This window comes from Pseudomonas tremae (assembly GCF_001401155.1).
GTDB classification, from domain to species: Bacteria; Pseudomonadota; Gammaproteobacteria; order Pseudomonadales; family Pseudomonadaceae; genus Aquipseudomonas; species Aquipseudomonas tremae.
The window spans coordinates 17,035-35,794 of record NZ_LJRO01000200.1; the positions used below are offsets into that span (position 1 = coordinate 17,035).

16 protein-coding genes are annotated in these 18,760 nt (G+C 59.1%); 12 read left to right on the forward strand and 4 right to left on the reverse strand.

The window, feature by feature from the left end; all coding sequences use genetic code 11:
- Positions 1-76: 76 nt before the first annotated feature.
- The 3 genes from folE2 to ALO43_RS14140 are packed head-to-tail and all read left to right on the forward strand — an operon-like array spanning position 77 to position 2,777.
- A complete protein-coding gene (folE2, locus tag ALO43_RS14130; RefSeq protein WP_024669091.1) occupies positions 77-982 on the forward strand; it encodes a GTP cyclohydrolase FolE2 in 906 nt (301 codons plus the stop codon).
- An 11-nt stretch (positions 983-993) separates the two neighbouring features.
- Positions 994-1,554 (forward strand): gamma carbonic anhydrase family protein, encoded by a 561-nt coding sequence (locus ALO43_RS14135; RefSeq protein ID WP_005893326.1) that lies wholly within the window; start codon positions 994-996, stop codon positions 1,552-1,554.
- 56 nt (positions 1,555-1,610) lie between these two features.
- Positions 1,611-2,777, forward strand: a complete 1,167-nt coding sequence (locus ALO43_RS14140; RefSeq protein ID WP_042932588.1) for a DUF1624 domain-containing protein — start codon at positions 1,611-1,613, stop codon at positions 2,775-2,777.
- Positions 2,778-2,861: 84 nt separating this feature from the next.
- On the opposite strand, the gene ALO43_RS14145 is transcribed toward ALO43_RS14140, so the two are convergent.
- On the reverse strand, positions 2,862-3,197 hold the full coding sequence (locus tag ALO43_RS14145; protein WP_005893322.1) for a hypothetical protein: 336 nt from the start codon (positions 3,195-3,197) through the stop codon (positions 2,862-2,864).
- Between the two features lie 326 nt (positions 3,198-3,523).
- On the opposite strand from ALO43_RS14145, the gene sfnG reads away from it, so the two are divergent.
- Both sfnG and ALO43_RS14155 read left to right on the forward strand, forming a co-directional pair.
- Positions 3,524-4,624 carry a dimethylsulfone monooxygenase SfnG gene (gene sfnG / locus ALO43_RS14150; protein WP_024669093.1) on the forward strand — a complete coding sequence of 367 codons (1,101 nt, stop codon included), beginning with the start codon at positions 3,524-3,526 and terminating at the stop codon, positions 4,622-4,624.
- A gap of 309 nt (positions 4,625-4,933) precedes the next feature.
- On the forward strand, positions 4,934-6,505 hold the full coding sequence (locus tag ALO43_RS14155) for a sensor domain-containing diguanylate cyclase (protein ID WP_024689876.1): 1,572 nt from the start codon (positions 4,934-4,936) through the stop codon (positions 6,503-6,505).
- Positions 6,506-6,540: 35 nt separating this feature from the next.
- On the opposite strand, the gene ALO43_RS14160 is transcribed toward ALO43_RS14155, so the two are convergent.
- Both ALO43_RS14160 and ALO43_RS14165 read right to left on the reverse strand, forming a co-directional pair.
- A complete protein-coding gene (locus ALO43_RS14160; RefSeq protein WP_054997689.1) occupies positions 6,541-9,681 on the reverse strand; it encodes an efflux RND transporter permease subunit in 3,141 nt (1,046 codons plus the stop codon).
- A 33-nt stretch (positions 9,682-9,714) separates the two neighbouring features.
- Positions 9,715-10,875, reverse strand: a complete 1,161-nt coding sequence (locus ALO43_RS14165) for an efflux RND transporter periplasmic adaptor subunit (RefSeq protein ID WP_042932583.1) — start codon at positions 10,873-10,875, stop codon at positions 9,715-9,717.
- 179 nt (positions 10,876-11,054) lie between these two features.
- Between ALO43_RS14165 and ALO43_RS14170 the strand changes: the two genes are divergently transcribed.
- The 5 genes from ALO43_RS14170 to ALO43_RS14190 all read left to right on the forward strand — a co-directional run bounded on the left by ALO43_RS14170 (position 11,055) and on the right by ALO43_RS14190 (position 15,203).
- Positions 11,055-11,612: a TetR/AcrR family transcriptional regulator gene (locus tag ALO43_RS14170; protein ID WP_024669097.1), complete on the forward strand. Its 558-nt coding sequence runs from the start codon at positions 11,055-11,057 to the stop codon at positions 11,610-11,612.
- Between the two features lie 189 nt (positions 11,613-11,801).
- Positions 11,802-12,407 (forward strand): SCO family protein, encoded by a 606-nt coding sequence (locus ALO43_RS14175; protein ID WP_005893304.1) that lies wholly within the window; start codon positions 11,802-11,804, stop codon positions 12,405-12,407.
- Entirely contained in the window at positions 12,401-12,895 is a 495-nt protein-coding gene (locus tag ALO43_RS14180) for a copper chaperone PCu(A)C (protein ID WP_162235589.1), read from the forward strand. Before ALO43_RS14175 ends, ALO43_RS14180 begins: the two co-directional genes overlap by 7 nt.
- A 255-nt stretch (positions 12,896-13,150) precedes the next feature.
- A complete protein-coding gene (gene glsB, locus ALO43_RS14185) occupies positions 13,151-14,059 on the forward strand; it encodes a glutaminase B (RefSeq protein WP_005893300.1) in 909 nt (302 codons plus the stop codon).
- A gap of 67 nt (positions 14,060-14,126) precedes the next feature.
- Positions 14,127-15,203 (forward strand): DUF1615 domain-containing protein, encoded by a 1,077-nt coding sequence (locus ALO43_RS14190; RefSeq protein ID WP_054997691.1) that lies wholly within the window; start codon positions 14,127-14,129, stop codon positions 15,201-15,203.
- Between the two features lie 48 nt (positions 15,204-15,251).
- Here the strand turns inward: ALO43_RS14190 and ALO43_RS14195 are convergent, their stop codons facing one another.
- Positions 15,252-15,677, reverse strand: coding sequence for a DUF1810 domain-containing protein (locus ALO43_RS14195; RefSeq protein ID WP_054997692.1), 426 nt, complete (start codon positions 15,675-15,677; stop codon positions 15,252-15,254).
- 86 nt (positions 15,678-15,763) lie between these two features.
- Here ALO43_RS14195 and ALO43_RS14200 point away from each other — a divergent pair, with 86 nt between their 5' ends.
- On the forward strand, positions 15,764-17,575 hold the full coding sequence (locus tag ALO43_RS14200; protein WP_024689882.1) for an ABC transporter ATP-binding protein: 1,812 nt from the start codon (positions 15,764-15,766) through the stop codon (positions 17,573-17,575).
- An 86-nt stretch (positions 17,576-17,661) separates the two neighbouring features.
- Entirely contained in the window at positions 17,662-18,699 is a 1,038-nt protein-coding gene (locus tag ALO43_RS14205) for an NADP(H)-dependent aldo-keto reductase (RefSeq protein ID WP_005893286.1), read from the forward strand.
- Positions 18,700-18,760 lie beyond the last annotated feature (61 nt).

The following is an 18,760-nucleotide window of genomic DNA, read 5'->3' on the forward strand; positions in this document are numbered from 1 at the left end:
GCGCTGTATACGCGTGCTCTGCCAACATCAGGCCTTGCCCACGCGGCGAGGTCAGCCAGCGAGACGACCGACCAACATGAACAACCCCCTCCCAGACGTTGCCCTGACGGAAGTTTCCTCGGCCCTGATCTCACTTGACTGGGTCGGCATGCAAGGCGTCGAAGTGCCTATCAGGCTCGCCGAAGCGGGCATCCGGCATCCTGTTCATGCGCATGTCGATCTGCAGGTCGATCTGGCCGATCCGAGCGTCAAGGGCATTCATATGTCGCGACTTTACCGCCTGCTCGACAGGTACGCCGAACACCAGATACTGAGCCCAGACACGCTCGCAGCCTTGATGGAGGCGATGGTCGAGAGCCATCTCGATTGTCACTCCAGCCGCTCCCGGCTGACATTGAGCTTCAACCTGCTGTGCCGTCGCCCGGCGTTGATTACCGAAGGGCTCAGCGGCTGGAAATCCTACCCGGTGAAGCTTGACGCCACTTGGCATGCAGGCCACCTGTGCCTGAATGTCTCAGCCGACATCACCTATTCGTCTACCTGCCCATGCTCGGCTGCATTGTCTCGGCAACTGCTGGAAGAGGCGTTCACGATGCGCTTCGGCAGGCAGTCGTTTGTCGACCCGATGGTGGTTGCCGCCTGGCTACGGGAGAACGCCTCCCATGCCACGCCGCACAGTCAGCGCAGCGTGGCGACGGTACAAGTGCGGGTCGCTGAACAGGCTGCCGAGCTGGGCCTGATGAGCCTGATCGATGCTGTCGAGCAAGCGCTGGGCACGCCGGTGCAGACCGCCGTCAAACGTGCTGACGAGCAGGCGTTCGCCCGGCTCAATGGCCAGAACCTGATGTACGTCGAAGACGCCGCACGCAAGATCCAGCAAGCACTTGAGGGCCGCTACGCCGCCTCCAGTGTCAGCGTGCGTCACTTCGAAAGCCTGCATCCGCACGATGCAGCTGCGCAGACCTCCAACTACCTGTCCTGAGGCTTCATACCGTGATCCGTAAAAACCCGTCCGGCCACCTGCCGGTCATTGCCGAATCCGCCTACATCGACAAAACCGCGATAATCTGCGGCAAAGTGATCATCCACGATAATGTCTTCGTCGGCCCTTACGCGGTGATCCGCGCCGATGAAGTCGATGCCAGTGGCGACATGGAGCCGATTATCATTGGCGCCAATTCGAACATTCAGGATGGCGTGGTCATCCACTCCAAATCCGGCGCTGCAGTGACTATCGGCGAGTTCACCTCGATTGCCCATCGTTCCATCGTGCACGGACCTTGCATAGTCGGAGATCGCGTGTTCATCGGCTTCAACAGTGTGGTGTTCAACTGCAAGGTCGGTAACGGCAGTGTGGTCAGGCACAACTCGGTGGTCGATGGCCGCGATCTGCCGGAGAATTTTTACGTGCCGTCCACGACTCGCATCGGGGCGAATACAGATCTCTCGCAGTTTCCGCCAGTGAGCATCTCGGCCTCAGAGTTTTCCGAAGACGTCGCACACACCAACATTGATCTGGTGCGCGGTTACAAGGCTCTGCAAAACGAATTCTGATAAAGCTTGAGCAATACGCTGCACCTGGCAAGCCCAACCACGGACCTGGAATTTTCATGACAACAGCTGTTCAACCCACCCGAGCACCGGCATCCCGGTTGCGCTCGATTGATGCTCTGCGCGGGCTGATAATCCTTTTCATGCTGCTGGATCATGTTCGGGAGACGTTCTTTCTGCACCGTCAGGTGCTGGACCCGATGGATGTAGCGACAACCGGACCCGATCTGTTTTTCAGCCGCACTCTGGCGCATTTGTGTGCGCCTCTGTTCGTGCTACTGACCGGGCTTTCGGCCTACCTGTATGGCGAGAAATACCAGGGCAGAAGCGACGTTTCGGCGTTTCTGCTCAAGCGCGGGCTGTTTCTGATCGCGCTTGAGTTCACTCTGGTGAGCTTTGCGTGGACCTTCCAGTTCCCGCCGACCATTATTTACCTGCAAGTGATCTGGGCCATCGGCCTGAGCATGGTGGCGTTGTCGGCGATGGTGTTCCTGCCGCGTTGGGCGCTGGTGGTTATCGGCGCTGTGATCATTGGCGGGCACAATCTGCTGGACACACTGCATTTCGGTGCCGAGTCTGCCATGCACATCCCGTGGGCGATTCTGCATGATCGTGGCTGGATCGACGTATCCGAAAACCTGCGCTTTCGCACCTCGTATCCGCTGTTGCCGTGGATCGGCATCATCGCACTGGGATATGCCGCAGGCCCTTGGTTTGTGGCAGGTTTCGAGCCAGCGAAGCGGCGTGCGAATCTGTTGATGTGCGGCGTGGGAGCATTGGCAGGTTTCGTGGTGCTGCGCATGATCAACGGCTACGGCGAAAAACCGTGGAGCGCTGGCGAGACCGGCGTGCAAACCGTCATGAGCTTTTTCAACATCACCAAGTACCCGCCATCGCTGGTGTTCATCAGTCTGACGCTGGGGATCGGCATGCTGCTGTTGATCCTGTTCGAACGCAGTCAGGAGAAAAGCTGGGTGCGCCCCTTGGTGGTGCTCGGTTCTGCACCGATGTTTTTCTACCTGCTGCACCTGTATGTGCTGAAAATCCTCTACCTGATTGCCTTGGCTATCTGGGGTGCGAATCAGGGTCAGTACTTTGGTTTCGACCACATGTGGGGCGTCTGGCTGGCCTCGGTGGTGCTGGCTGTGGTGCTATTTCCGGCGGTACGTTGGTTCGCCGCACTCAAGGCGCGTCGTCGCGATATCGGCTGGTTGAAATACCTGTAACTAACGAAAAAAGCGCCTCTCAGTGGGCGCTTTTCATGTTGACGAATCTGTGACGTGTGTCGATGGAAGCGGTGCCCAGTCAGTTCAACTGCAGGCCTCGGAGCCGATGTAGTCGTCCGTGGAATCCTGAATGATAGGTCTCATGCCACTGACTGCATGGGCTTGTTCCATGATTTCCAGCGTCGAACCGGTGCCCACCAGGTTCACCAAATGTTTTTCGCAGTTGTAGAGGCGCTTTGAATAAAGCACACCGAGCAGGCCTTCCCGCCGCGTGACGACCACGCGCAGATCTGAACTCCCGCTTTTTTCCAGCAAGGCGTGCTGGCCTGCAACGTCCATGGGGACGGGAATGGTTTTTGCCTCGGCATGAGCTCCCAGTGCCGGGATCAACAAGGCCAAAAGCCAGAGGGTAGACTTCATCAGTGCTCCTGCGGATGAATGTGATTTCATTGGATCCAAATTTACTCCTGTCCTTTACTTCTGAATAGCCACTACAGACGGCCTTTCGTCGGCTGGCCAGCCTGATCAATCGGGCCAACGGATGGCGCATGCCGGCAGGGGACTGTTGCGCTGGCAACAGTCGTCCTGCACCTTGCCGGTGTACGGACAGTTGACATCCACAAGCGGGTGTTCCAACTCGTTGATCTGTAAAGAGTTATATCTCTGGCACGGTTGCTGCTCTATAGCAATTGCAACCCCCGTTCGACTACTGCGCTCGGGAAACCTGCCGTGAGAGGAGTGCCGATATGAGCCAATCAGCCATCAAATTTGCGTACTGGGTACCGAACGTCAGCGGTGGACTGGTCGTCAGCAAGATCGAGCAACGCACCAGTTGGACCATTGATTACAACCGCAAGCTGGCGCAGATTGCCGAGCGTTCGGGTTTTGAATACGCGCTGACCCAGATCCGTTTTACCGCCGGTTATGGCGCCGAGTTTCAGCATGAGTCGGTTGCTTTCAGCCATGCATTGTTGGCCGCGACGGAAAAGCTCAAAGTCATCGCCGCTATTTTGCCGGGGCCGTGGACGCCGTCGGTGGCGGCCAAGCAACTGGCAACCATCGATCAGCTCACGGCAGGGCGCGTGGCGGTCAACATCGTCAGCGGCTGGTTCAAGGGCGAGTTTCAGGCCATTGGCGAGCCTTGGCTGGAGCATGACGAGCGTTATCGTCGCTCCGAAGAGTTCATTCGCGCTCTCAAGGGCATCTGGACCACTGACAGCTTTACGTTCAAGGGTGATTTCTATCGGTTCCACGACTACACCCTCAAGCCCAAGCCGATTCAGCGTCCCCACCCGGAAATCTTCCAAGGCGGCAGTTCGCGTGCTGCGCGCGATATGGCGGCGCGGGTGTCTGACTGGTACTTCACCAACGGCAATACCGTCGAAGGCATCAAGGCTCAGGTCGATGACATCCGCGCCAAGGCCGCTGCAAACGGCCATTCGGTGAAGATCGGTGTGAATGCCTTCATCATCGCCCGCGATACCGAAGAAGAGGCCCGTGCGGTGCTGGCGGAGATCGTTGACAAGGCAGACCCTGAAGCAGTCAACGCTTTCGGAGATGCGGCAAAGCAGGCGGGCAAGGCCAGCCCGGAAGGTGAGGGTAACTGGGCCAAATCCACCTTTCAGGACCTGGTGCAATACAACGACGGTTTCAAGACCAATCTGATCGGTACGCCGCGTCAGATAGCCGAGCGCATCGTCGAACTCAAGTCTGTCGGTGTGGATCTGATCCTGTCTGCGTTCCTGCATTTTCAGGAAGAAGTCGCCTATTTCGGCGAGCACGTGCTGCCACTGGTGCGTGACCTGGAGGCCGCTGCACAACGCAAGCCTGTAGCCGCCATCGCCTGATCCGCTGACCCTCCCGCCCGGTTGCCGTGAGCGGACTTCGCTCACGGTCCTTCAGAAATCCTCCGCCACTGTGATCCAGTGTCTGGCTGCCTGCGTAAGTTGATCCCCAATCAACCAAATGATATCTGTACGTGGCATTATGATGTCACCGTCCGGCACGCTGTTGCCTGGCGTCAGCCTTTTCGGCTTGGCCAGGCGGCTGTCGAGTAGAGCAGTTGATAGCTGGAGATTGTTGGTGGCCCCTGAGTGATCAGGTCCGGTTTTCAGAGACCAGATGCACTGGTTCTCACCGTTGTGGAGGCAGGTTTTTTGAAACGCGACCTTCGGCTTGCGTCGTGGCTGATCTTTGTAGTGTGTATCTGCGTGGTGATGCTGATGGTCTGGCAGGCATGGACCGCGCGCCGCAACACACTGGATAACATCCAGACCAGCACGGTGAATCTGGCTGGGGCGCTGAGTACTTATACAGACGGCATTTTCAAGCAAAGCGAGCTGATGCTTATCGGCCTGACTGAGCGTGTCGAAAAGGACGGTATCGGCCCTGATCAGCTCGAACGCCTGAGGTCGGTCATCGCACGTGAAATGGGTGCATTGCCGCAAATCGACACTGTCTCGCTGTACGACGCCAATGGCATCTGCATCTTTTCAAGCAATCCGAAGGAGGTGGGCATCAACAGTGCGCAACGCGATTTTTTTCAGCGTCACTTGCACACGCCTGGCAAGGCGCCCTACATAGGCCCGACCATCCGCAGTCGTGCTTCGGGGGAATGGGTGATATCGGTAAGCCGGCGCATCGAGAATCCTGACTCGAGCTTTGCCGGGCTGATGGTCGTGACAATCGGTGTCGAGCACCTTCTGAAATTCTATTCAGCCATTCAGATAGGCAAAACCGGCGTCATCAGCCTGACCTCGACCGCCGGGCAGTTACGTGTGCGCTATCCCCACCTTGAGGGAGAGATCGGTCGAGACCTTTCGTCGACGCCTATTTTTACGTCCGAACTTGATTCGCCGTCCGGGACCACCCGTTTTGTTTCCAGAATTGACGGCGTGTCCCGGTTCTACGCGTTCAAACGCAGTGACGTGTACCCGATTGTGACCGTGGTCGCGCTGGGGCAGAAGGAGGCCATGCTCGACTGGCTCGGACAGACCAAGCAGTCGATCCTGGTGATGCTGGTATTACTCGGGCTGGTCGTAGGGCTGGGGTTTCGTCTGCTGGGCCATATTCACAGCCGCATACGGGTAGAAGATCAATTGCTGGGTTCACAGGCTGCTCTTATCCGGCTGAATCAGCATCTGGAGCTTATTGCGTCCGAAGACAAGCTCACCGGGCTGGCCAATCGCCGCCGCTTTGATCAGTTTCTGGACCTGGAATTCAAGCGTGCCAGGCGCGAGCGCAGCACGCTGTCGTTAATTTTGATCGATGCCGATCACTTCAAACGCTACAACGACCATTACGGTCATCTGGCCGGTGACGAGTGCCTGGTGACGCTCGCCAGGATGGTCGAACAGTGCATTCGCCGGCCTGCAGATGTTGCAGCCCGTTACGGTGGCGAAGAGATCGCGGTGGTGTTGCCCGGGACCGACGAGTCAAACGCCCGCCAGGTCGCGGAAAACATCCTGCACGCTATTGGCGACAGGCAGATCGAGCATGCCGACAGTCCCTTCGGTATCGTCACTGTCAGCCTGGGGGTCGCCACGTTCATCGGCACTGATCGACGGCTTGACCAGCGGGGGCTGATCGAGCTCGCTGACCGTGCGCTGTATGCCGCCAAGTCACAAGGTCGCAATCGCGTCAACGCCGCCTCGGACATAGGCGGCGGCGCTTTGCCTGCCTGGAGTCGCGTCAAGGTGCTGCGTAATCAGCAGTCCGGACCGGAATAGCCGGGGTGGCGGTTTGCAGCCCGCCAGCCCGTTTTTTACCTTTCGTCGGGCTCGATGTCAGCAGTCTGGTGTTGTTGATGCGGCTTGCGGCGCAGCGCCGACAGTACCCAGACGAAGAAAACCGGCACCAGAACCACCCCCAGTAACGTAGCGCTAAGCATGCCGCCGATGACGCCAGTGCCGATGGCACGCTGGCTCGCAGCACCTGCGCCTGTAGCCAGGGTAAGCGGGACAACGCCGAGGATGAAGGCCAGCGAAGTCATGACAATCGGCCTAAAGCGCATCCGCGCCGCTTGAAGGGCAGCATCGCGCAGTGAGTGGCCCTGATCCCAAAGCTCTTTGGCGAACTCCACGATGAGAATCGCGTTTTTTGCCGCCAGCCCGATGATTGTGATCAGCCCGACCTTGAAATAGACATCATTGGGCATGCCTACGGCAGTCACAGCCAAGACCGACCCCAGCGCGCCCACCGGCACGATCAGCATCACTACCAGCGGAATCGCCCAGCTCTCGTAAAGCGCGACCAGCAGCAAAAATACCACCAGCAGCGCAAGTGCAAACAGCCCGGTCGCTTGCCCGCTGGCGACTTTTTCCTGATACGACAGACCTGTCCATTCGTAACCTATACCCGCAGGCAAGCTGGAGAGGATGTGCTCGATTTCCGCCATCGCTTCGCCGGTGCTCACGCCGGGCGGTGCATCACCGGCTATCCGGAACGCCGGGTAGCCGTTGTAGCGAGCAATCTGTACCGGGCCTTCTTCCCAGTGTGTAGACACGAACGCACCCAGTGGCACCAGCGTGCCGCTGCTGTTGGGTACATACAGTTTAAGCACGCTTTCCGGGGTCATTCGCGCGTTTTGGTCGGCCTGCACGACTACTCGCTGTTGCCGCCCAGCGTTGGCAAAATCGCTGATCACCGAGGAACCGAATGCGGTGGAGAGGGCGTTGCTGATCGATTCGAAGCTGACCCCAAGGGCGCGGGCCTTTTCGCGGTCGATGTTCAAGCGCAACTGCGGCGCTTCAGCCAGACCTTCCATCATCGCGTAGAGAATCTTCGGGTTACCATTGGCCTTGCCCAGCAGTTCGTTGCGCGCCGCCAGCAGAGCTTCGCGGCCCAGACCTGCACGATCCTGCAAGCGCAACGCGAACCCGCCCGAAGTGCCGAGGCCGTCGATAGGGGGCGGCGTGACGGCCATTACCGTACCGTCGCCGAGGCCGGCAAAATGTTGATTGAACGCAGCCGCTTCTTCCGCCGCCGACTGGCCGGTGCCACGTTCCGACCAGTCTTTGAGGGTCGGAAATGCCAGGCCGGCATTCTCGCCCATGCCGGAGAAGCTGAACCCCAGCAGCATGGTCACCGCGCTGGTGGCTTCACGCGACAGCATGTAGTTTTCCAGCAACTGCGCCGTGACATCGGTTCGCGCCCGGGTCGCGCCAGGCGGTAGTTGCACGTCGATGATCAGATAGCCCTGGTCTTCCACCGGCACGAAGGACTCTGGCAACCGCAGGTAGAAAAAACCCAGCAGGCCGACGATCCCGACATACAACAACATGTAGCGGCCGGCACGCTTGATCATGCTGGAACTGACACGCTCGTACCGGTGGGTGAACTTGCCGAACAGACGATTGAAGCCGCCAAAGAAGCCACGCTTTTCATGGTGCCCGGCAGGGATCGGCTTGAGCAGCGTGGCGCACAGCGCCGGAGTGAAAGTAAGGGCCAGAAACCCCGAAAACAGAATCGACACGGCCAGCGACAGCGAGAACTGCTGGTAAATTACACCGACCGAACCGCCCATGAACGCCAGCGGCAGAAACACTGCAGCCAGTACCAGAGTGATGCCGAAAATCGCGCCGGAGACCTGTTGCATCGCCTTTACGGTCGCCGCAGCGGGGGACAAGCCTTCCTCGGCCATGATTCGCTCGACGTTTTCGACCACCACGATGGCATCGTCGACCAGAATACCGATAGCCAGCACCATGCCGAACATCGTCATCATGTTCACCGAAAAGCCCAGCAAGTACATGATTGCCAGCGTACCTGCGAGACACACCGGTACCACGATGGTCGGGATCAGCGTGTAGCGGATGTTCTGCAGAAACAGGTACATCACCAGAAACACCAGCACCATGGCTTCAATCAGGGTGTAGATCACTTTGTCGATGGCCACATCGACAAAGCTTGAGGTGTCATACGGTATCGAAAACTCGACCCCCTCGGGGAAGTTGGCCGACAGCTCGGTCAGCCGCTGCTTGACCGCCCTGGCAGTGCCGATGGCATTGGCGCCTGGCGAAAGCTGGACGGCCCCGGCCACAGCGCGCTTGCCGTTCAGACGTGATTCGAAACTGTAATCCTGACTGCCGATCGCGACCCGTGCGACGTCTGACAGATGCACCGCAGAGCCATCTTCGTTGGCACGCAGCACAATTCGTCCGAACTCTTCCGGGTTGTCCAGCGTGCCCTTGACCGCCAGCGTAGCGGTCAACTCTTGTAATGACGTGCCTGGGCTGCTGCCGAAACTGCCAGCCGGCACTTGCACGTTCTGCGCGCGAATTGCCGTGTTCACGTCATCGATGGACAAACCGAAGCCGACCAGCTTCTGCGGGTCGATCCAGACTCGCATGGCGGCTTCTGCGGCGAAGAACTGCAGCCTGCCGACACCGTTCACCCGACTGATTTCATTGTTGACGTTACGTGCTGCGTAGTCAGCCAGAGCGACCGTGTCCTTGTTGGCCGAGTCGCCTGTGTAGTTCAGGGTGAAGATCAGCAGAAAGCCGGAGCTGGCCTGTTCGACTTGCAGCCCTTGACTGAGAACAGTCTGCGGCAAGCGCGCTTCGGCTTTCTTGATACGGTTCTGGACTTCTACCTGCGCCAGGTCCGGATTGGTACCGGGCACGAACGTGACATTGATTTCGGCGCTGCCGGTCGAGTTGCTGGTCGACTCGTAATAGAGCATGCCCTTGGCACCGTTGAGCTCGTCTTCGATGACACTGGTCACCGAATCGGTCAGCACTTTGGCAGAGGCGCCGGGATAGGTGGCGGTGATGGTGATCTGCGGCGGAGCTACATCCGGGTACTGCGCCACCGGCAAGGCAGGCAGCGCCATCAGTCCGGCCAGTAAAATGAACAAGGCCAGCACCCAGGAAAGATTGGGCCGCCTGATAAAGAACAGAGACATGTGCAGTGATCCTCGGTCGCCCTGAAGGCGGTTTTACTGGGCGTTGGCTTTGGGCTGGGCGGGCGGCGATTTAGCGGTAACCTTGTCACCTGGATTAAGCCCGCTCATGTTGCCGACGATCACCTGTTCACCGGTTTTGAGCCCCTCGGTGATCTGCCAGCGCGAGTCCTGCATGGCGCCAGTCTTGACCGGCCGGGTCTCGACTGCGCCGTCCTGACTGATCACCAGTACGCGTGCTGCACCATCACTGGAACGCTGAATGGCGCGCTGGGGAACGAGTATGGCGTTGGCGTCGACCCGCTGAGGCGTGCGTACGCGCACATACATGCCCGGCAGCAATACGCCTTTGGGGTTGGCGAAGCGCGCGCGCAACGAAACCTGGCCGGTGGTCCGGTCCACCGCAACATCGGTAAAAAGCAGGGTGCCCGTGCTCTTATAGTCAGTGCCGTCGACACTCAGTGACAGCGCGTCTTCTCCGCCCTTGGGCAAGCGACCCTCCTGAATGGCTGCGCGCATCCGCAGCGCTTCAGCCGCTGGCTGGGTGAAGTCGGCGTAGACCGGGTCCAACTGCTGAATCGTCGCCATCAGTGTGGTCTCGCCCTGACCGACTAATGCGCCTTCGGTGACTGTCGCGCGACCGATACGCCCGGAAATCGGTGCCCTGACCGTGGCATAGCCCAAGTTCAGCCTGGCGGTTTCCACATCAGCCTGGGCAGATTTCTTGGCGGCAACCGCGTTCTGCAGCGCAGAGCGAGCGGTGTCGAAGGTCTGCCGACTCACCGCTTCAATTTCCACCAGTGACTCATAGCGCTTGGCCGTGGCCTGCGTTTCGAACAGCGTGGCTTCGGTGCGTGCCAGATCTCCCTGAGCCTTGGACAACGCTGCCTTGAACGGCGCCGGGTCGATCTGGAACAGTACCGCACCGGCTTTCACGTCGGCGCCTTCCTCGAAATTGCGCGTCAGCACGATGCCGGCCACCCGGGCTCGCACCTGTGCCACACGAACCGGTTCGATACGGCCGGGCAATTCGTCGATGACAGTGAAAGGCTCGGTGTTGACCGTGAACGCTTCTACCTCCTTGGGGGGCGCAGACGCAGCGTGGTCCTGCGCCGGCTTCTGCTCGCATCCGGCAAGCCCCAGCACGGCCAGCAGTGCCAAACCAGGCACGAAACGCCAATCGCTCAAACTACTCATCATTCACCTGGCCGCAGCCCATCAGACGCTAAAGACGCGCATAATCCACCTTTGTACTATGATGAGTCAACATTGACTCATATGAGACTTTAGTGACTAATTGTGTAGGCGCTTTGAGAATGCAGCTATCTTCTGCACAATGCGCCGCCCGCCACTTACACGAGTTGAAGACGTACCTAATGGAATTACCCGCTGCTGACGACAAATTTCTGAAGGCCCTGGCCGTTGCGCTGGTTGACCATTCCAACGGTACGCTCAAGGACATTGCGCAGGCTGCTGGCGTAAGCAAGGCGACCCTCAACCGGTTCTGCGGGACCCGGGCCAATCTCGTGGAAATGCTCCTCAACCATGCCTCGGTCCTCATGAATCAGATGGTAGCCGACGCAGACCTGAAGCACGCGCCGCCGCTCGAGGCTTTCCAGCGGCTGGTGGACAACCACCTTATGCATCGCGAAATGCTGGTCTTTCTGGTCTTCCAGTGGCGCCCTGATTCGCTCGACGAAAGCTGCGGCGGTCGTCGCTGGTTGCCTTACTCCGATGCACTCGATGCGTTCTTCCTGCGTGGTCAGCGTGAAGGACTGTTCAGGATCGACATCAGCGCCACTGTTCTCAGCGAAATGTTTGCAGCGCTGCTCTCCGGGATGGTCGACGCCGAACGCCGCGGTCGTCTGGCGCGCGCAGGGATGGGAGCGCTGCTGATCCAGTTTTTCCTGCAGGGCGCGGCGGCCGTCAGGTAAGCAATAGCCTTGCAGCCAGCCCCGTGCTGTTTTGTCGCACCCTGCCTGACGCCCATAAGACCGACGTTTGCGCGCCTGCTAATGGTTTGATACAGGATTGTCGGTATTCCCGACCGTCCGTGAGTGGTAAATTCGCCCCCTCTGAATTTGTCTGAACCCACGCGCCTTATCCTCCAGGGGACGTAAGACATGACGTACCAACCGACCCGCCGCCAGGTGGTCACAGGCCTCTCGTTGCTGAGCCTTGGCCTGCTGGCTGGCTGTGGCAATTCCAATGCTTTGCCGTTCAAGCACGGCAAAGACATGAGCAACGAAATTGTTGGCCGTAACTTCCGGCTCAAGGATTCGAAAGGCAACGTCAAGACCCTGTCGAGCTTTCGCGGCTTGATGCCGATGATTTTTTTTGGCTTCACCCAATGCCCGGCCATTTGCCCGACGGCGCTGGCGCGTGCCGCCCAGATCAGAAAACTGATGGGCGAGGAGGGCAAGACGCTTCAGGTGGTGTTCATTACACTTGATCCGGAGCGCGATACGCCCGAAGTGATCGATGCCTACGTAAAAGCATTCGACCCGACCTTCGTTGCCCTGTCCGGCACGCTTGAAGAGACGGCCGCAACGGCGAAGGAGTTCGGCGTGTTTTTCGAGAAGGTCCCGCTGGGCGATACTTACACCATTTCCCACACAGCCACCAGTTACGTCTACGACACCCGCGGCGTGCTGCGCCTGGGGTTGTCGCACAGGCTGTCCGCTCAACAATGCACCGAAGATCTGCTCACTTTGATGGAAGTATGCTGATGACTGCTCTGATTCGTAATGCCGTAAAACCGCTTTTGCTGACCCTTTCGCTGCTGGGCCTGAGCGCTCAGGCACTGGCTGAAACACACGTCGATGATGCCTGGGTGCGTGCCACCGTACCGGGCCAGCCTTCGACGGGCGCCTTCATGCGCATTACGTCCAGCACCGACAGCAAACTGGTGGACGTTGCTTCACCTGCTGCCAAGACCGTGCAGATCCATCAGATGAGCATGAAAGGCGATGTGATGAGCATGCAACGCGTGACCTCGGTCGACCTGCCGGCGGGTGAGCCGGTGGTATTTGACTCCAACGGCTATCACGTGATGTTCATGGGCCTTGCTGCGCAGGTCAAAGAGGGTGACAAGGTGCCCCTGACCCTTACGGTGGAAGACGCCAAGGGCGTGAAGGAATCCGTTCAGGTCACGGCGATAGCCAGGTCACTGACCAGTGACGAAGACGGCGGGCACGGTGATCACAGCGGTCATTGACGTATTGCCTGATATGCGCAAGTGGCACGCGGAGCGTCACACGATAGTCCAGATTCCCGTTCCCCATGCTCGCGTGAGAATGCCTCGGGTGAGGCTCCGCGTCACAACTCTGCGCCGCACCACTCTTTCAGGTTCGTCGATGACCTGACCTGAGCGGACTGGGCATCCACTACGCCGGTTACGTGATCCACAATGCAGTGATGCGAGGCGCTGAGCGTTGCTGTAGTGTGCGCACCCAAAACAAGGGGCGCCTACATGCAAGACCTGCTGAACGAAATCCTCGATGAAGTAAGACCTTTGCTCGGCCAGGGCAAGGTCGCCGATTACATTCCGGCGCTGGGCGGAGTTCGGCCTGATCAGCTGGGCATCGCGGTGTATGGCAACGATGGCCAGATATTCTGCGCGGGTGATGCCGAGACACAGTTTTCGATTCAGAGCATTTCCAAGGTGTTCAGTCTGGTTCAGGCCATCGGCCATTCCGGCGAGGACATCTGGCAGCGTCTGGGCCATGAGCCCTCCGGCCAGCCGTTCAATTCGCTGGTGCAGCTGGAGTTCGAGCGAGGCAGGCCGCGCAATCCGTTCATCAACGCCGGTGCGCTGGTGATCTGCGACATTAACCAGGCGCGTTTTGCGGCGCCTTCGTTGTCGATGCGCGATTTTGTGCGCCGTCTGTGCGGCAACCGTTCGATCACCTCCGACTCCAAGGTCGCCGAGTCCGAATACCAGCACCGTTCGCGCAACGCGGCGGCGGCTTATCTGATGAAATCCTTCGATAATTTTCACGGCGACGTAGAGGACGTGCTGCGCAGTTATTTTCACCATTGTGCGTTGAGCATGAACTGCATTGATCTGGCGCGAGCTTTCGGGTTTCTGGCCAATCAAGGTTTTTGCGCCCACAGTGGCGAGCAGATCCTCAGCGCCCGCCAGGCCACCCAGGTCAATTCGATCATGGCCACCAGCGGTCTTTACGACGAAGCCGGAAACTTCGCCTACCGCGTCGGTCTGCCGGGCAAAAGCGGGGTAGGCGGCGGGATTGTGGCAATCGTGCCGGAGCGCTTTTCAGTCTGTGTGTGGTCTCCGGAGTTGAACGCGGCAGGTAACTCCCTGGTTGGTATGGCTGCGCTGGAAAAACTCAGCGCGCGAATTGACTGGTCAGTCTTTTGAGGTAACAGTGCTCGGAACGCAAATCGTCAGGAGTCATGGATTGAATCGAAGTGTGTGCAAATGGCTCATGATGAGTGCTGCGCTTGTGGCACTAGCGGGGTGCGGTACTCAGCGCGCTCAAGAGCCTGAACTGAGCCCCGAGCAGGCGCGTGCGCAGATCTCGCGTCTGATGCCTGCCAATGTCTCGGACCGGCAGGCGTGGGCGGCGGATATCCAGGCCGCGTTCGCCGCGCAGAAAATTCCGATGACAACCGAAAACGTATGTTCTGTATTGGCTGTGACCGAACAGGAATCGACCTTTCAGGCTGACCCTGCAGTGCCGGGCATGGGCCGTATTGCCCGCGCCGAAATCGACCGCCGCGCCGCGCGGCTGCACATTCCGAATGCTCTGATTGCCACGGCGTTGCGGGTGCGTTCGCCGGATGGCAAGACGTACGGCAAGCGGCTCGACTCGGCTCATACGGAAAAGGACCTGAGCGCCATTTTCGATGATTTCATCGGCATGGTGCCGTTGGGGCAGGTCCTTTTCGGTAACTTCAATCCGGTCAAGACCGGTGGACCGATGCAGGTCAGCATCGCTTTCGCCGAAAAACATGCCGAGGATTATCCCTACACGGTTGACGGTTCGATCCGGCGAGAAGTGTTTACCCGCCGTGGCGGCATGTATTTCGGCATCGCCCATCTGCTGGGTTACCCGGTGAACTACACGCAGACCTTGTACCGCTTCGCCGACTTCAATGCCGGTTGGTACGCCAGCCGTAACGCCGCATTTCAAAATGCTGTGAGCCGCGCGACCGGTATCGAACTGGCGCTTGATGGGGACCTGATCCGCTTCGACTCCACCTCGCCAGGCGCCACCGAGCTTGCAGTGCGCACGCTGGCGGACCGGTTGGGCATGAACAAGTCGCAGATATGGAGTCAGCTCAAGCAGGGCGACACCCTGGAGTTCGAGGACACCGATCTGTATCGCAAGGTATTCGCGCTGGCCGACACGTCAGCAGGCAAGCCCCTGCCAAGGGCCGTATTGCCCGGCATTACCCTGAAAAGCCCGAAAATCACTCGCAACCTCACCACCGCCTGGTTCGCCGAGCGCGTGGATGACCGGCGTGAACGCTGTGTGCAGCGCGCGCCGAAGGGCATTTGAACCAGTTGGCACCGACTCCGCTCGTTTGAGGGTGCATTTCATGGATGATCAGCGTGACAGAAGCTTTTCCGTGGTTTTATCCCGTTCGCCTGCAAAAAATGCATCAAGCACGCTCTTGAACACTGGTCGTTCAGGGGCGGCGAGGGCGAACAGGGTCATGCTCGAATGCAGCTTCAGGTCATCCGGCGAGCCGAATATCTGGCGTGCCGTACGCTCCGCCTGAGTCACGATGATGCTGGCGCATTGCTCCAGGCGCGCACCGAGCAGCGGGTGCTGCAGGTAGGCGCGGGTTTCTTCCAGACCGCTGATGGCGTAACGTTGTGCCATGTCGCTGCGGCCCAGCCCCTCGATCTGCGGAAACACGAACCACATCCAGTGGCTGCGTTTATGCCCGGCTTCAAGTTCCATTACCACCTGTTGGAACACTGGCTGCTGAGCGTTGACAAAGCGTTGCAGGTTGTAAGCGTCGTTCATGATCTGCTTCCTGTTTTTTCACGAACCTGTGGTCGTATGATGGCCGCCCGACACGGGGGTTCTACCGGTCTCGAGAGTTTTTGCGAATGCCTGTCTTCAAGCGCTTCACTATTTTCATGCAGCAGGCCTTTCGGGCTATGCACCTGGTATGGACCACTTCTCGCGGCTTGTCCGTCGGCCTGATACTGGCAACGCTGATTGCTGGACTGTTGCCCGCACTGGCCGCCTGGCTGGGACAGCGCATCGTGGACGCCGTCGTGGCCGCAATGCAGTTGCACGCCAGCACCGGCGACGCGCCTCTGTGGCCGGTATTGCGTTACGTATTGTTCGAAGCCGGTGTGCTGGCGCTGCTGGCCTGTGCGCAAAGAGCGTTGTCAGTGCAGCAGGCGCTGTTGCGGGTTTTGCTGGGCCAGAAGGTCAATACGTTGATTCTGGAAAAGGCCCAGACCCTGTCGCTGTCGCAATTCGAGGATTCGGAGTTCTACGACAAACTCGTGCGTGTCCGGCGCGAGGCCTCGACACGGCCGCTCGCGTTGGTGACCAAATCGCTCGGGCTGCTGCAAAACCTGATTTCGCTGATCAGCTTTGCTGTGCTGCTGGTGCATTTTTCGCCGTGGGCGTTGTTGATCCTGGTTGTCGGTGCATTGCCGGTGTTTTTTGCCGAGGCTCATTTTTCCGGTGATGCGTTCCGGTTGTTCACGCGTCGTGCCCCGGAAACCCGTCGACAGAATTACATTGAAACTCTGCTTTCCCACGAGGGCTACATCAAGGAAGTCAAGTTGTTCGGCTTCGCGCCATTGCTGCTGCGGCGCTATCGCGAGACCTTCGAGCGTCTGTACACCGAAGACCGCCGCCTGACTCTGCGCCGTGACGGCTGGGGCTTTCTGCTGGGGCTGCTGGGCACTGCGTCGTTCTACCTGGCGTATGCGTGGGTAGTGATCGATGCGGTACAGGGCAGAATCACTCTCGGTCAGATGACCATGTACCTCGTGCTCTTCAAGCAGGGGCAGGCCGCGGTCAGTAGCAGCCTTAGCGCTATTAGCGGCTTGTATGAGGACGGCCTGTACCTGGCGGACCTGTATGTCTACCTTGGCCAGCCGGTCACGCCACCGACGGGCAGCCTGACGCAGGGCGCGCTGCCAGGCGATGGCATGCGTTTCGAAAGGGTGAGTTTCACCTACCCGGGCACCAGCCGCCCGGCACTTGAGCATATCGACCTGCACCTGGCACCGGGTCGCAGCGTAGCGCTGGTGGGTGAAAACGGTTCGGGCAAGACCACCCTGATCAAGCTGCTGACCCGCTTGTATCGCCCTGACGAGGGCCGAATCCTGCTGGATGGCAGCGATTTGCAGGACTGGGAAGAAGATGCGCTGCGCTCGCGCATTGGCGTGATTTTTCAGGACTTCATTCGTTATCAGTTTCTGGTCGGCGAAAATCTCGGTGTCGGCGACACTCATGCGTTTCACGATGAAACCCGCTGGCGCGAGGCGGCGGCGCAAGGCATGGCCGCGCAGTTCATCGAACAGCTCGACAAGGGTTACGCCACGCAGTTGGGACGCTGGTTCGCAGGCGGTCAGGAGCTGTCCGGTGGTCAATGGCAGAAAATAGCGCTGTCTCGCGCTTACATGCGCCGGGACGCCGATATTCTGATTCTCGACGAACCCACCGCTGCGCTGGATGCAGGCGCAGAGGCCGCCGTGTTCGATCATTTCCGTGAATACGCGAAAGGCCGCATGACGCTGCTCATATCGCACCGGTTTTCCAGCGTGCGTAACGCCGAGCACATCGTTGTACTGGAGCACGGGCGGGTGCTGGAACGCGGTGACCATGACAGCCTGATCGCCGCTGCAGGGCGCTACGCAACGCTGTTCGATCTTCAGGCGCAGGGCTATCGCTAGATAAAAGTGTTGCAGTGAATGACCAGTCGGCGTTTTATGGAAGCCCTGTTTCACGCCGTAATTTTTTGAATCAAACGGAGACATCGATGCAATTTCGTAAATTGGGCAAAACCGACCTGTCGGTCAGCGCGATCTGTCTGGGCACCATGACCTGGGGCGAGCAGAACACCCAGGATGAAGCATTCGAACAGATTCGTATGGCCAAGGACGCCAAGGTCAACTTCCTCGACACGGCCGAGATGTACCCGGTGCCGCCGCGTGGCGAGACCTACACCAAGACCGAAAGCATCATCGGCGAGTACTTCAAGAAGTACGGCGACCGCAGCGACTGGGTGTTGGCCAGCAAAGTGGCCGGACCCGGTCGCATGGAGCACATCCGTGATGGCAACCCGCGCCTCGACCGCAAGAACATTACTGCAGCACTTGAGGCCAGCCTCAAGCGTCTGAACACGGATTATCTGGACCTGTACCAGTTGCACTGGCCGGATCGCAAGACCAACTTTTTCGGTGTCCTGGGTTATACCCACGACCCTGACGACCAAGCGGTCGAGATCGAGGAAACCCTGTCGGTCCTGGCTGATCTGGTCAAGGCAGGCAAGATCCGTCACTTCGGTCTGTCCAACGAAACGCCGTGGGGCACCCAGCGCTTTCTGAGCCTTGCCGAAAAGCTTGATCTGCCGCGCGCCGTGTCGATCCAGAACCCCTACAACCTGCTGAACCGCACATTCGAAGTCGGTCTGGCAGAAATCGCCATTCGCGAACAGATCGGCTTGCTGGCCTATTCGCCACTGGCGTTCGGTGTGCTGGCCGGCAAGTACCTTGACGGCGCACGTCCGGCCGATGGCCGCCTGACCCTGTTCGAGCGCTTCCAGCGCTACAACAACCCGCAGGCCGTCAGCGCTACCGCCCAATACGTTGCGCTGGCCCGCGAGCATGGTCTGGACCCTTCGCACATGGCACTGGCTTACGTGACCAGCCGCCCGTTCGTGACCAGTAACATCATCGGCGCCACGAAACTGGAGCAGTTGAAGATCAATCTGGACAGCATCGATGTCACGCTGTCCGATGAAGTGATCGCCGGTATCGAGGCTATTCACACCGCGCAACCCAACCCCGCGCCATAACCTGCACTGAACTTCCCGTCAGCCTCGCCAGTCAGCACTAGGTGCTTACTTCGAGGCTGAA

Coding starts and splice junctions, on each gene's coding strand:
- glsB (WP_005893300.1), top strand. CDS start 13,151: ATGCAAGACCTGCTGAACGAAATCCTCGATGAAGTAAGACCTTTGCTC.
- ALO43_RS14160 (WP_054997689.1), bottom strand. CDS start 9,681: ATGTCTCTGTTCTTTATCAGGCGGCCCAATCTTTCCTGGGTGCTGGCC.
- folE2 (WP_024669091.1), top strand. CDS start 77: ATGAACAACCCCCTCCCAGACGTTGCCCTGACGGAAGTTTCCTCGGCC.
- ALO43_RS14170 (WP_024669097.1), top strand. CDS start 11,055: ATGGAATTACCCGCTGCTGACGACAAATTTCTGAAGGCCCTGGCCGTT.
- ALO43_RS14145 (WP_005893322.1), bottom strand. CDS start 3,197: ATGAAGTCTACCCTCTGGCTTTTGGCCTTGTTGATCCCGGCACTGGGA.
- ALO43_RS14205 (WP_005893286.1), top strand. CDS start 17,662: ATGCAATTTCGTAAATTGGGCAAAACCGACCTGTCGGTCAGCGCGATC.
- ALO43_RS14175 (WP_005893304.1), top strand. CDS start 11,802: ATGACGTACCAACCGACCCGCCGCCAGGTGGTCACAGGCCTCTCGTTG.
- sfnG (WP_024669093.1), top strand. CDS start 3,524: ATGAGCCAATCAGCCATCAAATTTGCGTACTGGGTACCGAACGTCAGC.
- ALO43_RS14140 (WP_042932588.1), top strand. CDS start 1,611: ATGACAACAGCTGTTCAACCCACCCGAGCACCGGCATCCCGGTTGCGC.
- ALO43_RS14195 (WP_054997692.1), bottom strand. CDS start 15,677: ATGAACGACGCTTACAACCTGCAACGCTTTGTCAACGCTCAGCAGCCA.
- ALO43_RS14200 (WP_024689882.1), top strand. CDS start 15,764: ATGCCTGTCTTCAAGCGCTTCACTATTTTCATGCAGCAGGCCTTTCGG.
- ALO43_RS14190 (WP_054997691.1), top strand. CDS start 14,127: ATGATGAGTGCTGCGCTTGTGGCACTAGCGGGGTGCGGTACTCAGCGC.
- ALO43_RS14180 (WP_162235589.1), top strand. CDS start 12,401: ATGCTGATGACTGCTCTGATTCGTAATGCCGTAAAACCGCTTTTGCTG.
- ALO43_RS14165 (WP_042932583.1), bottom strand. CDS start 10,875: ATGAGTAGTTTGAGCGATTGGCGTTTCGTGCCTGGTTTGGCACTGCTG.